16 protein-coding genes are annotated in these 14,974 nt (G+C 67.0%); 10 read left to right on the top strand and 6 right to left on the bottom strand.

Going from position 1 to position 14,974, the window contains the following annotated elements; translation table 11 throughout:
• The first annotated feature begins 296 nt into the window (after positions 1–296).
• Positions 297–1,193: a LysR family transcriptional regulator gene (locus tag AB0M22_RS08370; RefSeq protein WP_364722598.1), complete on the top strand. Its 897-nt coding sequence runs from the start codon at positions 297–299 to the stop codon at positions 1,191–1,193.
• 3 nt (positions 1,194–1,196) lie between these two features.
• Here AB0M22_RS08370 and AB0M22_RS08365 read toward each other — a convergent pair whose 3' ends face one another.
• Positions 1,197–1,940, bottom strand: a complete 744-nt coding sequence (locus tag AB0M22_RS08365; RefSeq protein ID WP_364722596.1) for an SDR family oxidoreductase — start codon at positions 1,938–1,940, stop codon at positions 1,197–1,199.
• Between the two features lie 37 nt (positions 1,941–1,977).
• Positions 1,978–2,745, bottom strand: coding sequence for an SDR family oxidoreductase (locus AB0M22_RS08360; protein WP_364722594.1), 768 nt, complete (start codon positions 2,743–2,745; stop codon positions 1,978–1,980).
• Positions 2,746–3,241: 496 nt separating this feature from the next.
• Between AB0M22_RS08360 and AB0M22_RS08355 the strand changes: the two genes are divergently transcribed.
• The 5 genes from AB0M22_RS08355 to AB0M22_RS08335 all read left to right on the top strand — a co-directional run bounded on the left by AB0M22_RS08355 (position 3,242) and on the right by AB0M22_RS08335 (position 9,251).
• Positions 3,242–4,246 (top strand): ABC transporter permease, encoded by a 1,005-nt coding sequence (locus AB0M22_RS08355; RefSeq protein WP_364722592.1) that lies wholly within the window; start codon positions 3,242–3,244, stop codon positions 4,244–4,246.
• A 48-nt stretch (positions 4,247–4,294) separates the two neighbouring features.
• On the top strand, positions 4,295–6,070 hold the full coding sequence (locus AB0M22_RS08350; protein WP_364722590.1) for an ABC transporter substrate-binding protein: 1,776 nt from the start codon (positions 4,295–4,297) through the stop codon (positions 6,068–6,070).
• Positions 6,071–6,151: 81 nt separating this feature from the next.
• Positions 6,152–7,132 (top strand): ABC transporter permease, encoded by a 981-nt coding sequence (locus AB0M22_RS08345; RefSeq protein ID WP_364722588.1) that lies wholly within the window; start codon positions 6,152–6,154, stop codon positions 7,130–7,132.
• Positions 7,129–8,208 (top strand): ABC transporter ATP-binding protein, encoded by a 1,080-nt coding sequence (locus tag AB0M22_RS08340; protein ID WP_364722586.1) that lies wholly within the window; start codon positions 7,129–7,131, stop codon positions 8,206–8,208. Before AB0M22_RS08345 ends, AB0M22_RS08340 begins: the two co-directional genes overlap by 4 nt.
• Positions 8,205–9,251 (top strand): dipeptide ABC transporter ATP-binding protein, encoded by a 1,047-nt coding sequence (locus AB0M22_RS08335; protein WP_364722584.1) that lies wholly within the window; start codon positions 8,205–8,207, stop codon positions 9,249–9,251. Before AB0M22_RS08340 ends, AB0M22_RS08335 begins: the two co-directional genes overlap by 4 nt.
• A gap of 14 nt (positions 9,252–9,265) precedes the next feature.
• Here the strand turns inward: AB0M22_RS08335 and AB0M22_RS08330 are convergent, their stop codons facing one another.
• Positions 9,266–9,739, bottom strand: coding sequence for a hypothetical protein (locus AB0M22_RS08330; protein ID WP_364722582.1), 474 nt, complete (start codon positions 9,737–9,739; stop codon positions 9,266–9,268).
• Positions 9,740–10,126: 387 nt separating this feature from the next.
• Between AB0M22_RS08330 and AB0M22_RS08325 the strand changes: the two genes are divergently transcribed.
• The gene (locus AB0M22_RS08325) at positions 10,127–10,990 is read left to right on the top strand and encodes a serine hydrolase (RefSeq protein ID WP_364722580.1); all 864 of its coding nucleotides are present in this window, start codon (positions 10,127–10,129) and stop codon (positions 10,988–10,990) included.
• 245 nt (positions 10,991–11,235) lie between these two features.
• A complete protein-coding gene (locus AB0M22_RS08320) occupies positions 11,236–11,979 on the top strand; it encodes a glutamine amidotransferase (RefSeq protein WP_364722578.1) in 744 nt (247 codons plus the stop codon).
• A gap of 2 nt (positions 11,980–11,981) precedes the next feature.
• Here the strand turns inward: AB0M22_RS08320 and AB0M22_RS08315 are convergent, their stop codons facing one another.
• A complete protein-coding gene (locus AB0M22_RS08315) occupies positions 11,982–12,323 on the bottom strand; it encodes a hypothetical protein (protein ID WP_364722576.1) in 342 nt (113 codons plus the stop codon).
• Positions 12,324–12,389: 66 nt separating this feature from the next.
• Between AB0M22_RS08315 and AB0M22_RS08310 the strand changes: the two genes are divergently transcribed.
• A complete protein-coding gene (locus tag AB0M22_RS08310) occupies positions 12,390–12,551 on the top strand; it encodes a hypothetical protein (protein ID WP_364722574.1) in 162 nt (53 codons plus the stop codon).
• 21 nt (positions 12,552–12,572) lie between these two features.
• Here the strand turns inward: AB0M22_RS08310 and AB0M22_RS08305 are convergent, their stop codons facing one another.
• On the bottom strand, positions 12,573–12,944 hold the full coding sequence (locus AB0M22_RS08305; RefSeq protein ID WP_364722572.1) for a MerR family transcriptional regulator: 372 nt from the start codon (positions 12,942–12,944) through the stop codon (positions 12,573–12,575).
• A 106-nt stretch (positions 12,945–13,050) separates the two neighbouring features.
• Between AB0M22_RS08305 and AB0M22_RS08300 the strand changes: the two genes are divergently transcribed.
• Complete coding sequence (locus AB0M22_RS08300; RefSeq protein WP_364722570.1) at positions 13,051–14,121, top strand: alkene reductase; 1,071 nt, start codon at positions 13,051–13,053, stop codon at positions 14,119–14,121.
• An 18-nt stretch (positions 14,122–14,139) separates the two neighbouring features.
• Here the strand turns inward: AB0M22_RS08300 and AB0M22_RS08295 are convergent, their stop codons facing one another.
• Positions 14,140–14,871 (bottom strand): C40 family peptidase, encoded by a 732-nt coding sequence (locus tag AB0M22_RS08295; RefSeq protein WP_364722568.1) that lies wholly within the window; start codon positions 14,869–14,871, stop codon positions 14,140–14,142.
• Positions 14,872–14,974: the final 103 nt, after the last annotated feature.

The raw sequence follows: 14,974 nt of genomic DNA, 5'->3' as shown, positions 1-14,974 counted from the left end.
TCTGTCCCCAGCCGATCCACCCGCCGAACACCCTGCGCCCCACCCGGTTCCGTCGGTTGACGCGTTTTCGGCGGAGCACTCGGGTCGGACCACCGAGGTCGGGATTTCATCCCTTGACCAAGATCGGGGCGCTGCGTTCGGCCGGCCAGCACTTAATCCGGATGGCTGGAGAATTGAGTCTCACCCTGCCCGGAGTCGGGGCACACGGAGTAAACGGGTTGTCTGGCTTGTTGTAGCGCTTGTATATACATCGATGGCAACGGGGTGGATGGTGGTCCGCCGCGGGATGGGATCTGATGAGCCTGCGTCAGTACGAGTACGCCTTGGCGGTGGCCGAGGAGGGGTCGGTGACGGCGGCGGCGGAGCGGTTGCATGTGGCGCAGCCTTCGTTGTCGCAGCAGATTCGCAGTCTGGAGCGGGAACTCGGGGTGCAGTTGTTCGCGCGCACGCCGAGTGGACTGGTGCCGACGGTGGTCGGGCGGGCGTTTCTGCGGGAGGCGGAGGTCGCGGTGAGTGCGTCGCGGCGGGCGCGGGCGACGGCGCGGGCCGGGGCGGATGAACTGGTGGGGGAGGTGGTGATCGCGGTGCAGATGGGGCTGGGCACGCGGCAGCTGCCGGGCGCGCTGGGGGCGTTGCGCCGCCGCTACCCGCGGCTCGAGGTCTCCGTTTTCGAGGAGGCGAGTTCGGCCGAGATGGACCGGATGTGCCGTCAGGGCCTGTTGGACCTCGCGTTCATGGCGGCCTGCGACCGGACGCCGGCCGACGCGCACCGCCTCGGCGAGGAGGAGTTCGTGGTGATGCTGAGCGCCGGGCACCGGCTGCTTGCCGCGGACCGAGTCGAACTGCGTGAACTGGACGGGGAACCGTGGGTGCGGTTCGACCGGGACAGCGCGCTCGATGCGGTACTGGTAGACGTGCTGCGGCGGAACGAGCTGACCCCGACCACCGTCGCCCGGGTGTCCCAGACGTCGACGGCCGCCCGCTGGGCCGCGCACGGGCTGGGGGTCACGCTCATTCCGGCCTCCGCGGTGCCGCCCGGTCATGAGCACCTGGTGCGCCCGGTGTTCCCGGTCGTGTCCCAGCCCGTGATCGCCGTCCTCCGGCCCAACGCGGGCCCGGCGGAGACGGCCCTGCTCGAACTCCTGCGCCAGGAGACCTGGCCCGAGCCCGCCGCCCTGGCTCGGGTGTCCTGACCCTCAGAGCTGGGTCGCGCCGCCGTCTACAACCAGCTCAGCGCCGGTGGTATAGGTCGCGTCGAAGGCGAGAAACGCTGCCGCCGTAGCGATTTCGGCGGGAGTGCCGAAGCGTCGCATGGGATTCTCGGCGACCCGTTCGGCCTTGAACTCCGCGGCTGCCTCCGCGGTCATCGTCTTCTCCAACGTCCCCGTGTCGATCGGCCCGGGGCTGACCGCGTTGACCCGAACCCCCTGCGGAAGCAGTTCGCGGGCGAGGCTACGGGTCATCGAGCGCAGCGCCGCTTTGCCCGCCGAATAGACACCGGCCTCCACCATGCCCATGACGTTCGCGACCGAGGTGGTCAGGACGACGCCGGCGCCCGTGCTCAGCAGCGGCGCGAGTTTCTGCACGGTGAAGAACGCACCCTTGACGTTGATCGCGAACAGCTCGTCGTACTCGGTCTCGGTCGTCGCGGCGAACGGCATGGTGCGGGTGATGCCCGCGTTGACGAAAAGCCCATCGAGCGTGCCGAATTCGTCCTTCGCCCGCTCGGCCAGCGCATCCAGATCGGACACTGCGGCCACGTCGCTGCGGACGGCCACCACGTTCTGACCGAGCTGCGCCTGCGCGGCGTCGAGCGCGGATTGCGCACGCCCGGTGATGATTACCCGCGCTCCGCCGTCCGCCAGCAGCTTCGCCATCCCGAACCCGATGCCGCTGCCGCCGCCCGTGATCACTACATTCTTGTCGCTGTATTTACCCATGCCGGAATACCTCTTCTCACAACGCTCTGGATTACCTTCAGCCCCTGGGGAATTCGCCACCGTCGACGAAGAGATTGCTGCCGGTCAGCCAGCTCGCCCGGTCGGAAACGAGGAACAGCACGGCGTCGGCGATGTCGTCGGGCCGGCCATCGCGTCCCAACGGCGCGGTGCTGTCGGCGGCAGGCCCTTCGCCCAAGCGCGCCCACAACTCCCGGGTCTCTTCGCCGCCGGGGGTGGCCGTCTTGCCCGGAGACACCGTGTTGACCCGGATTCCGGACGGCGCCAACTCCAGCGCCAGTCCCCGGCTGTAGGCCTCTAGCGCCGCCTTCGCCGCCACGTAGTGCAGGAACGGCGGCGCTACCGTCGGGACCGCGGCCGAGGAGATGTGCACGATCATCCCCGAACCCTGTTCCCGCATCCCCGGTACCAGCAGCGAGTCCAGCCGAACGGAGGCAAGGAAATTCAGGTCCAGCGCGTCCTGCCACTCCTCGTCCGGAATGGCCAGCGCGCCTTGGTGCGGGCGCGCCCCACCGACGTTGTGCACCAGGATGTCCACCCCGCCGAGCACTTCTTGCGCAGCCGCGGCAAGCGATTCCGCTCCGGCTTTGGTCCGCACATCGGCCGCGACGAAAGTGGCACCCTCCGGCACCGTGTTCGTCGCCGACCTGGCGGTGGTGAGCACCTCGGCGCCCGCATTCAAGAATTGCCGAACAATGGCGGCTCCGATTCCGCGCGAACCGCCGGTGACCAGCGCCCGCTTTCCTTTGAGTTCTTGGGTTCCCGATCCGCTGCCAAATGTGCTCATGTCGAGGTCCTTTCGATTGCGTATTCGCCGAATCGACGGAAAAGAATTGACTTCGTCGAACTGTTTTCACGCTACGTCCGCGGAAGAACTTGAAGCAAAGACGAAAATTCAGTAGCCGCCATAGGGGATGCCTATTCCGTCAGGTCCGCCCTCGCGCCGGACGCTCCGTGGCGAGCCCCCTCGTGCGCGTGAGAGCACACCCACCCTTGCCGCGCAACCCGCCGATCTGGGGAATTCCCCAGTTGATCAGCCGGGCAACAACACTCGCTCGCCGCCGACATCCGTTGAGATTCAGGTCTTTTCGGCACCCAGCGACCGCTGAGCATGTGCTCTCTCCCCGGCCTCGGCAACAAAAACTGATGCAACAGTGCACTATTCGCGAGGCGGTGTCCGATTTATGTGTACATCTTGCTAAGTAAACGCGAGAGGGGGTTGACGCTGAATGCTCGCGCGCCGTACCTTTCGCCCATTCTTACCAAGTGATCTAGGGGGACTAGTGGCCCTGCGCGCGGACGAGCTTCCACCGGATGCCGTGGCCACCGTCGAGGTGGGCAGCACCGCCCCGCTCGGCCGTTCTCCCGGTCAGCTCGCCTGGCTTCGGTTCAAAAGGGACAAAACCGGCGTAACGGCCGCCATTGTCGTGGTGTTCTTCTTCGCCGTCGGCCTCGGCGCACCACTGATCTCCTGGCTCTACGGCAAAGATCCTTACACCCCGTATGCCACGACCGCCAATGGATTACTCACCGACACCGGCTTCCCGATCAAACCCAACGGCGGTATCGACAGCCAATTCTGGTTCGGCATCGAGCCGCACACCGGCCGCGACGTACTCATCGTGCTGGCCTACGGAATTCGCACCTCGCTGCTGATCGCGCTGGCCGTGGTACTGCTGACGACGATCATCGGCACGGTGCTCGGCGTCACCGCCGGATACGTCGGCGGCCGCACCGATTACATCATCAGCCGGATCACCGACACCCTGCTGTCGGTCCCGTCCACCCTGTTCATCCTCGCCTTCATGCCGGTCGCCTGGGCCGGCTACCAGGCGACCGGGCAGGAGGTTCCGCCCTGGGTGCGGGCAGCCAGCATGATCGGGCTGCTGACCCTGTTCGGCTGGACCCGCAACGCCCGGCTGCTGCGCGGACAGGTGTTCTCCCTGCGCGAGCTCGAGTTCGTCGAGGCGGCCAAGGTGACCGGGGCCAATCCCCGGCGGATCATCTTCCGGGAACTGCTGCCGAATCTGTGGACCCCGATCCTGGTGCTGGCGACGCTGGACCTGCCCGCCTACGTCACGGCGGAGGCGGCGCTGTCCTTCCTCGGCGTCGGCATCAAGGAGCCGACACCCGACTGGGGTGTGATGGTGCAGAACGGCTCCGGCCTGATCTCCTCCGACATCACCTATCTGGTCTTCCCCGGTATCGGGATGGTCCTTTTCGTGCTCGCGTTCAACTTGCTCGGGGACTCGGTGCGCGACGCCCTTGACCCGAAGGGAAGCCGATAACCGTTGGGTCGCCGGGCTTTTCGGCGGTAAGAGGAGGCAGGAACTGGAATGAAAAGATCGCATCTCGCGCAGGCCGCCGCGGTGGCCGCGGCGCTGGCCATGGTGACGGCGGGCTGCTCGGCCGGCGGCACCAATGTCGGCAGTGGTGACCAGCCGAAGGCCGGCCAGAGCAAGCTCACCCTCGACGCGGAGGGCAAACAGTCCAGCGGCCCGGCCGCCGAGGTGCCCGGCGCCCAGCAGGGCGGCTCGCTGAACCTGATGTGGCGCGCCGACTTCCCGCACTACGACCCGGCCAAGATCTACACCGCCCCGGACGACGAGGCGTTCCGCCTGATCAACCGCAGGCTCACGGTTTTCAATCAGCACGACGACGGCACGATGGCGCTGGTCGGCGATCTGGCCACCAATACCGGCGAGGCCTCCGACGGCGGCAAGACGTGGAAGTACACCCTGAAGGACGGGGTGAAGTACGCCGACGGTTCGCCGATCCGGTCCCAGGACATCAAGTACGGCGTCGAGCGCAGCTTCGACACGAAGTTCGCCACCGGGCCCAAGTGGGTTCAGCTCTGGCTCGCGGGCAAGGACGACTTCAACTCCGTCTATCCCGGTCCGTTCACCGGCGGCAAGGAGCTCGGTCCGGACAAGATCGAGACCCCGGACGACAAGACCATCATCTTCCACCTGGCCGAGCCGGAGTCGGACTTCCCGATGGCCGCTTCGATGGGTCAGACCGTGCCGGTGCGCAAGGATCGGGACGCGAAGCCGGATGACTTGGACGCCAACGGATTCGGCGACATGGTCACCGGGCCGTACAAGATCGGCGCACACGAGGTCGACAAGACGCTGACCCTGGTGAAGAACCCGAACTGGGATCCGAAGACCGACCCGGTCCGCCACCAGTACCTGGACCAGATCCACTTCCAGTTCGGCGTGATGGCCAAGCAGCAGACCGACCAGCTCAAGGCAGACACCGACCCGAACGCGTCCTCCTACTACAGCGGCGTGGACAGCGACCAGGTCCAGGCCATCATGCAGGACCCGAACCTGAAGCAGCGCACCCTGGACAACGAGACCAACGGCGTGCAGGTCTTCGCGATCAACACCGCCCGGGTCACCGACCTGCAGGTGCGCAAGGCCATCGCGACCGCGTTCCCGAAGCAGGACGTCATCACCACGCAGGGCGGCCCCTTCTTCGGCAATGTCGCCGACACGCTCAGCCCGCGCTCCTCGCTCGGCTTCGCCGAGCAGCCCAATCCGTACGGCGTCGGCGACAACGGTGACCCGCAGAAGGCGAAGCAAATCCTCACCGACGCAGGCAAACTCGGCTACGAGGTCAATGTGGCCTGGGACTCCACCCCGACCGCGGACCGGTGGGGCGTCCCGATCAAGCGCGCGTTCGAGGCGGCCGGCTTCAAGGTCAATCTGAATCCGGTGCCGGACAAGGGTTTCTATGACGCCATCGGGCGCCTGGACAATCCGTTCGACCTGATCTGGAACCAGTGGAGCCCGGACTGGCCGACCAACCGGACCGTGTACAGCGCGGTGTACTACGGCGGGGCGGTGCGCGACGAGGGCAACAACTACGCCCAGCTGAAGGACAAGCGCGTCGACGACGAGATCAACCGCATCCAGTCCATCCAGGACATCGCCGCCCAGGGCGCCGGGTACATGCCGCTGGACCAGCTGATCCAGAAGGACTACGCGGCGGCGATCCCGTTGGTGTACACGCGCAAACAGGTGATGTACGGCTCGAAGGTCGGCGGGGCGCGGATGGACACGCTCAGCGCCACCATCGACCTGTTCAACACCTACATCAAGAAGTAGCGCAGGCCGGTCGAACCGGGTGCCGGACTCGCAGCCCGGCACCCGGTTCGGCCGCCACCTCCTCCAGAGAGCGATCTCCGCATGCTGGCCTTCCTCACCCGCCGGATCCTCGGCGGCATCCTGATCCTGCTGATCATCTGCGCGATCACCTTCGTGATGTTCTACGTGGCCCCCGGCAACAACGTCGCCAGACTGGCCTGCGGAAAGAGCTGTTCACCCGAGCTGATCGCCGCGGTCGCCCACCAATTGGGCGTCGATCAGCCGGTTTGGAAGCAGTTCCTCGATTACCTCGGCGGGATCTTCACCGGCCGCACGATCGCCGATACCTATTGCTCGGCACCATGTCTGGGCTACTCGTTCCACAACCACCGGCCGGTGCTGGACACCATCCTGGACCGGATCCCGGTCACGTTCTCGCTGACCATCGGCGCGGTGGTGCTGTTCCTGCTGGTCGGCATCGGTCTCGGCCTGCTGGCCGCGCTGCGCAAGGGGAAGGTCGCGGACAAGGCAGCCATGGGTTTCGCGGTGCTCGGCGGCGCGCAGCAGATCTTCGTGCTCGGCCCGTTCCTGTTGTTCCTCTTCGTGTATTCGACGCACCTGATGAAGGTGCCCAGCTACACCTCGTTCTTCAGCAACCCGGTGAAATGGGGGACCGGGCTGCTGCTGCCGTGGATCTGCCTGGCCATCATCACCGCCGCGTACTACGCGCGGTTCACCCGCTCCTCCATGGTGGAGGTGCTCAACGAGGACTACATCCGCACCGTGCGCGCCAAAGGCATGGGCAACGGGAACATCTACTTGAAGCACGCCTTTCGCGGCACCATGAGCCCGATCGCCACCTTGCTCGGCCTGGATATCGCCGTGCTGCTCGGCGGGGCGCTGGTCACCGAGACCGTGTTCAACCTGCCGGGCATCGGCCAGCTGGCGGTCAATTCGGTCCAGGACTCCGACCTGCCGGTGATGATGGCCGTGGTGCTGCTGGCCGCGGCCGCCGTGGTGGTGGCCAACATCGTGGTGGACGTCGTGTACGCGTTCATCGACCCGAGGGTGCGGCTCGGATGACCCCGCCCGATTCGAATCTGGAGCGTGACATGTCCAGCCAAGGCGCCATCCTCTCGGTGCGAGATCTATTGGTGCACTTCCGCACCGAGGACGGCATGGTCAAGGCGGTCGACGGGCTGTCGTTCGACCTGGCCCGGGGCAAGACGCTCGGCATCGTCGGCGAGTCCGGCTCGGGTAAGAGCGTGTCGAGCATGGCCATCCTCGGCCTGCACAACCGCACGCAGGCGACGATCAGCGGCCAGATCCGGTTCGAGGGAACGGAATTGGCCGGTGCGGACGAACGCACCATGCGGCAGTTCCGGGGCAAGCGGATCTCGATGATCTTCCAGGATCCGTTGACCGCGTTGTCCCCGTATTACACGGTCGGCGACCAGATCATGGAGACCTATCGCAAGCACACCGGCGCGAGCCGGAAACAGGCGCGGGCCCGGGCCGTCGAGATGCTGACCAAGGTCGGCATCCCCCAGCCGCAGCGTCGGGTGGACGAGTATCCGCACCAGTTCTCCGGCGGCATGCGCCAGCGGGTGATGATCGCGATCGCGCTCTGCTGCGACCCGGACCTGCTGATCGCGGACGAACCGACGACCGCACTCGACGTGACGGTGCAGGCGCAGATCCTGGACCTGTTGCGCGAGTTGCAGACCGAGTTCGACACCGCGATCATCCTGATCACCCACGACATGGGCGTGGTCGCGCAGATGGCCGACGACGTGCTGGTCATGTACGCCGGCCGGTGCGTGGAGCGCGGCACGGTGCGCGAGGTGCTCAAACGGCCACGGCATCCCTACAGCTGGGGCCTGCTGTCCTCGATCCCGCACCTGGGCGGGGACGTGGACACACCGCTGACTCCGGTGCGCGGCACGCCGCCGAGCCTGATCGACGTGCCGTCCGGCTGTCCGTTCCATCCGCGCTGCGACTACGTGGACCGCGTCGCGGACGGGCGCTGCACCACCGAGCGACCGGAACTCGGCTCGGCCACGGGCCGCGGGGCGGCCTGTCACCTGGCCACCGAGGAGGCCGACCGCATCTTCGTCGACGCGGTCCAGCCGACGCTCGGCATCGGGAAGGCATCATGACCGAACAGACTCTGCACCTGCCGAAGTCGCGCCCCGCCGCGCACGGACCGCTGTTGACCGCGACCGGCTTACAGATGCACTTCCCCATCCGCTCCGGATTCCTGATCAAACGGAAAACCGAGGTCGTCCGCGCGGTGGACGGTATCGACCTGACCGTGTCCGCCGGCGAAACCTTCGGACTAGTCGGCGAATCCGGCTGCGGCAAGTCGACCACCGGGCGAATGCTGGCCCGGCTGTTGGAGCCGACGGCGGGCACGATCACCTACAACGGTCAGGACATCACCCACCGGAGTCGGCGCGAGCTGGCCCCGATCCGCCCGGAGATCCAGATGATCTTCCAGGATCCGTACTCCTCGCTGAACCCGCGGCAGACCGTCGGCCGGATCATCGCCGCGCCGATGGAGATCAACGGCATCGACCCGCCCGGCGGCCGGCGCAACCGGGTGCGCGAACTGCTGGCGACGGTCGGCCTGAATCCTGAGCATTTCAATCGTTTTCCGCACGAGTTCTCCGGCGGGCAACGCCAGCGCATCGGCATCGCCCGCGCGCTCGCCCTGGATCCCAAGCTGATCGTGGCCGACGAACCGGTGTCCGCGCTGGACGTCTCCATTCAGGCGCAGGTGGTGAACCTGCTGCAACGGCTCCAGCGCGAGCTGGGCATCGCCTTCGTGTTCATCGCGCACGACCTGGCCGTGGTCCGGCATTTCAGCGAGCGCATCGCGGTGATGTACCTGGGCAAGATCGTCGAAATCGCCGACCGCGCCGACCTTTACGGCCGCCCGCACCACCCGTACACCCAGGCGCTGCTGTCCTCGGTGCCCGAGGCCGACCCGGACAGCGCCAAGCAGCGCGAGCGGATCCGCCTCACCGGCGACGTCCCGTCACCGATCAATCCGCCGTCCGGCTGCCGCTTCCGCACCCGCTGCTGGAAGGCCGAAAACATCTGCGCCGAACAAGAACCACCCCTGATCCAACTGGGCGAATCCACCGACGGTCACCTGGCCGCGTGTCATTTCCCGGAGCCGCGGCACGTGGTCGCCTGACCGAGAAAGACCGGTTAGCAGGCTATTTCGGCGAGGCGGCGAGCCGGGGTGGCGGCGTGTACCGCGGCGGAGATGGCGACGACCGGCGGAATCCATCGGGCTTCGGCGGGGGCGATGGCCCATTCGGCGCAGCCGCTGGTCAGCCGGGTCGGGGGGAGCGGGATGCTCGCGCCGTCGGTGTGCACGGTCGCGCCCGCGCCGCGCAGGGCCTCGATGGCCAGTACGGCCTTGGCGGCGCCGACCACCAGGTGGATCTCGCGGCGTTCGGCGCCGGGGATTTCGATCACCGGGCCGGAGAGCTTGTTGGCGCGCAGGAAGCGGCGGACCTCGGCGGCGAGCGGGCCGGTGAGTTCGATGGCGGCGACGTGTTCGTCGGTGATCAGGCACGCTCCGTTGGCCGTTTCGGCGACGGTCCAGCCGCGGCCGCGGTAGTCCTGCACTGCGTCAGCTGCGGCAAAGGTGCTGGAACTCGGGAACGTCGCGGGCACTGTCTTCTCCATTTCACCAGGTAGATCGAGATCTCACGTCGGTTGCGCAGGAGCCCCGCCAACTGCACCTCTGCATCAAATCCTGCGCGGCTAGCAGTTTCCCTACAGAATGCTTGTGATCGCCAACCGCCCTAGCGATTCTGCGCGGGTGCCCCCTCGGTGGGCATCGGCCCGCGGTCTCGTCCGATGTCATCCTTTCGGCGGACCTACCCCGATACCCGTCGCGACTCGACCCTGAGGCGGCGCCGCCGTCCCCGCAGCGGACTGGGGACGCGGTCACAGCCAATTGCCAAGTAGCCCTCGAGCTTTCGCCAGCCTGGCATGGTTCAAATAGGTATGGGATCGACATGGGGGTGGGGGGCGGCGTCCGCCGGATGTGTAGCGGCAGTGGCGATATCGGCGTTGGTGGCGGCTCCGCTCGCCACCGCGGGACCGCATGACCAGGACTTTGTCCCGCTGACGCCGCCGGCGGCCGCGATGACGCCGGTGCGCGGGACGCTCGCGCGGCAACCAGTCGGGTCGTACACGGAGCTGGCGCAGCAGATGCAGGCGGCGATCCAGGCCGTCTCGCCGGGCACCGAAGTCGGCATCGACGTGGTCGACCTCGACTCCGGGACCACCCTGGTCGGCCTGAACCCCGATCAGCATTTCTACACCGCCTCGGTGGTCAAGTTGCTGATCGCGCTCGACGTGTTGAGCCAGCAGGGCTGGCAACCTGATTCGGAGACCGCGGCGCGGGTCAGCACGATGTTGTCGGCCAGTGACGACAACATCGCCGACGAGCTGTGGGACGAGAACGGCGGCGACGCGATCGTCGGCCGCATGATCGACGCGATCGGCCTGACCGCGACCCAGCCGCCCGCGGACCCGGAGCAGTGGGGCGAGACTCTCACCACCGCACGAGATGTGGTCGCCGTCTACCGCTTCCTCACCACCGCCGTGCCCGAGCCTGCTCGCTCTCTCGTCGTCGACGCGCTGCGCAGCACCAGCGAGATCTCGGCGGACGGCACCGATCAGTACTTCGGCATCCCCGACGGCCTGGCCGGTGTCAGCTGGGCGGTGAAGCAGGGCTGGATGTCCCTCGACACATCCACGACACTGGACACCACCGGTCTCGTCGGTCCGGCCTCGACTCGGCAACTGCCGTACGTGGTGGTCGTCTTGACTGCCCAACCCGCCGGAATCGATTGGACCACAGGGGGTTCCGCGCTGACCGCCGGCCTCGGCGTACTGCGTGGGCGCGTCGGCTGAGCCCGGGACACGGCAAGCCGCAGACCGGAAGCCTGCGGCTTGCCGAACTGAAGGCCGATTAACCCCTCGGTGCTCGGCCTCAGTCGGGTCCGACTGTTCGTCGTATGCCGACGAGCCTGACAGTCCCGGCCGGTGTCGGGTATCGGCCAGACAACTGTCATTCGAACGACCGACAATTCTTTCCGAACACGCGAGTTGTCCGCACTACGCCCTTTCCGCCGGGCCGATCTTGCACAATCGGTGATATGCCCAAGCCCTGCCTGCTGCTCCAGCTGCGACCCGAGCGCCCCGCCGCGGACGACGAGTACTACGCCGTCCTGCGCGCGGGCGAGCTCGAGGTCGGCGACGTGGTGCGGGTGCAGATGGACCAGGGGCTGCCTGATCTGGTGCTCGATGACTTTTCCGCGGTGATCGTCGGCGGCGGGCCGAGCAATGTCGGCAATCCGGACGCCGAAAAATACGATTATCAGCAGCGATTCGAGCCCGGGTTGAAGAAGCTGCTGGTCGAGATCGTCGGCCGGGACTTCCCGTATCTGGGTGCCTGCTACGGATTGAGCATTCTGGCCGATGTGCTCGGCGGGACGGTCAGCGACGAGCGATTCGGTGAATCGCCGAGCGCGCAGACCATCGAATTGACCGAGCAGGCCGCCGAGGATCCGCTGCTTCGTGGCGTCCCGCAGACCTTCCGCGCCTTCGTCGGGCACAAGGAGGCGTGCCAGGAGGTTCCGCCGAACGCGGTGCTGCTCGGCACCTCCGCCGACTGCCCGGTGCAGATGATTCGCGTCGGCCGGCACATCTACGCCACCCAGTTCCACCCCGAACTCGACGGCGACGGCCTCGCGCTGCGTATCGAAACCTACCGGCACGCAGGCTATTTCGACCCGGACGAGGCGGACTACCTCACCGCGTTGGGCCACCGGGAATCGATCACCACGCCCAAGGAGATCTTGCGCCGATTCGTCGCCAGATACCACCGCGACGCCGACTAGGCTCAGTTGGTGGTGATCCCGGTGGAGAGCTTGACCACGACCTTGTCGCTCGTGACCTCCTGCACCTTCACATTCAGCCCATCGGCAGGCTGAGTGTCCCCGGCCGGCACGCTGACCTCCTGCCCGCCCACCTTCAGCGTGACCGTATTGCCGTTCACCGCAACCAGTTCCACGTCCACCCCGAGCACGCTGGCCTTCGCGTTCACCCCACGATCGAAGGTCACCGTGCACCCACTCACCGCGCACTCGGTCTTGGTCCCCGCTCCCTCGACGGTGCACGCGGACACCCCGAGCACGGCGAACGCGGAGAACACGGACAGAGCCACCAGGCGACGAACAGACATGCGGCCAGCGTAGAGCGAATCGGAGCATTTCGGGCATACCCGGGCGCCGGGACTATCGTGGAGTTCATGGGCGTCATGGGCGAACTGTTTCCCGGTAAGAAGCTGGCCGACGAGGGCAGTGAGGACAGCGATGGGCAGGCACACAGTCCCCGGCTCGCGCTCGACCTGGATGCCGGGGTGATCCGGATCGCGCCGGCCGCGCCCGCGGACGAGTCGACGGAAAAGTAGGGTCGCTGCGTCGAGCCGGGGTTATTGCGGCTGGCATTGATAGCCGGTGTCGACCATTTCGTTCGTGCAGGTGATCATCGCGTCCAGTTCGTCGCGGGTGCGGATCAGGTCGCGGATCTGGCGATCGAGGCGATCGCGTTCGGCGGCAAACCTTTCCGCGAGTTCCGGGGTCGCCGAGCCGGTGGACATGCACGGCAGGATGTCCAGGATCGTCTTGCTGGACAGTCCGGCCGAGTACATGCGCTGGATCATTTCGACGCGCACGACCGCATGGTCGGGGTAGTGGCGTTGACCGCTGGCGCTGCGGGTGGCGCCGAGCAGCTGATGCTCCTCGTAGTAGCGCAGCGCGCGGACACTGACTCCGGTCTTGGCCGCCAACTCGCCGATTCGCATGGTTCTCCTGGTGATCCGGGTCACTGACAGTTGCCTCTGACGTCAGTGTCAGGTTTTAGCGTAGCGATATCCGATCCACGCTTCCACCGACACTGAGGAAATCACCGTGACCAGCTTGTTCGATAGCTACCGACTCGGCGATCTGCGACTGCCCAACCGGGTGGTGATGGCGCCGATGTCGCGGGTGCGGGCCACCCCGGACGGATTGCCGACCGCATCGATGGCGACCTACTACGCGCAGCGGGCGACCGCGGGGCTGATCGTCAGCGAGGGGGTGTATCCGAGCTTGCCGGGGAAATCGAATCCGGGCTCGGCCGGCCTGGCCACCGATGTCGAGGCGCTCGCGTGGCGGCCGGTGACCGACGCCGTGCATGCCAATGGCGGCCGAATCTTCGCTCAGCTCATGCACGCCGGGCGGGTCGGGCACCCGGACGTGGCCGGGTATCAGCCCGTCGGCCCGTCCGCGATCGCGATGCGAGCCGAAGTGTTCACGGGCGCAGGTGGTCTGCAACCCGCACCGGTCCCGCGGGCGCTCGAGCTGTCCGAAATCCCCGGCGAGGCGCAGGTTTACGCGGATGCCGCGCGACGGGCGATCGATGCGGGATTCGACGGTGTCGAGCTGCACGGCGCCAACGGGTATCTGATCTCGCAGTTCCTGTCCTCCGGCGCGAATCGGCGCACCGACGCCTACGGCGAATCCATCACCGGCCGAATCCGTTTCGCCGTCGAGGCGGCCGAGGCCACCGCCGACGCGATCGGCGCCGACCGGGTCGGCATCCGGCTCTCACCCGGCGGCACGGTGTGGGACACCGTCGAGCAGGACGTGCCGGAACTCTATGGCGCCCTGTTCACCGAACTCGCCCGCCTCGACCTGGCCTATGTTCACGTGCTGGCCGGTGCCGCCGAGGACCTGCTCGTAGCGTTGCGCAAGGCCTGGCCGAACACCTTCATCCTCAACCCCGGCGGCCAGATCGCCCCGAAGCCGACGGACCGCGCCGACGGCGAGCACTGGCTGTCCCAGGGCGCGGACCTGATCGGTTACGGCCGTGCCTACCTCGCCAATCCCGATCTGGTGGAACGACTTCGAACCGGTGTCCCGCTCCGCGAGAGCGACAAGGACACCTGGTACCAGGGCGGCGACACCGGCTACCTCGACTTCCCGAGTCACCAGTACTGAGCCTTCGGCGGAAAGGCGCTAGCGCTGGAAACGGCAGGCGCCGGCGTAGGGCATCGATGACATCGGGGATTCGACGACGCCGGTGCCGTAGGTCGAGGCGTGGATGACCTTGCCGTTTCCGGCGTAGAGCGCGGAGTGGCCGCCGCCGTAGAAGGACACCACGTCGCCGGGGCGCAGATCGTCTCGGGACACCGGCGTTCCGGTGGCCAGCTGGTCGTAGCTGGTGCGCGGCACCGCGACTCCGGCCTGCTGGTAGGACCATTGGACCAGGCCCGAGCAGTCGAAGGCGTCGGGGCCCGCGGAGTTGGCGCTGTAGTCCGAGCCGATCTTGGCCCGGGCCGCTTCGACGGCGACCTCGCCGGTCGTCTTCATCGGGGCGACCTGGGGCTGAACGGAATTCGGGGCGGTGATGCCGGGAAGACCGGCCAGGCCGGAGTATTCGATGCCCGGAAGGTCGGGAAGCGTGAATTGGATTCCGAGGGCGGAGAACTCGGTCTTCGAGGGAGCAGCGGACGGCGCGCTCTCCTGCGCGGGACCCGAGACCTGGATGCCGGGAATGCCGGGGGGAACCGAGATTTCGTTCGGAACGTCGAATGCTCCGACGCCGGGGATGGTCACCGTCTGCGCCGAGGCTTCCGCGGCGGAGAACAGGAGTGCGCCGGATACTGCTGCGCCCGCGGCCAGTGTCCACCAGAACACCCGGCGCAGCGAGCGGGTACTTCGGACGTCGTCGTCGTTCTTCGATGCCATGATCAAGTCCTCCGATGGTCATTTCGAAGGCCTTGGCTCGGCCATGCGGCGCCGCATACGCAGGCGCACCGGACTTCACCAAAGTCTCCGAATAAGATTCGAG

The sequence above is a fragment of the Nocardia sp. NPDC051756 genome, assembly GCF_040681495.1.
GTDB lineage: Bacteria > Actinomycetota > Actinomycetes > Mycobacteriales > Mycobacteriaceae > Nocardia.
This window is presented reverse-complemented; position numbering and strand designations above follow the sequence as displayed.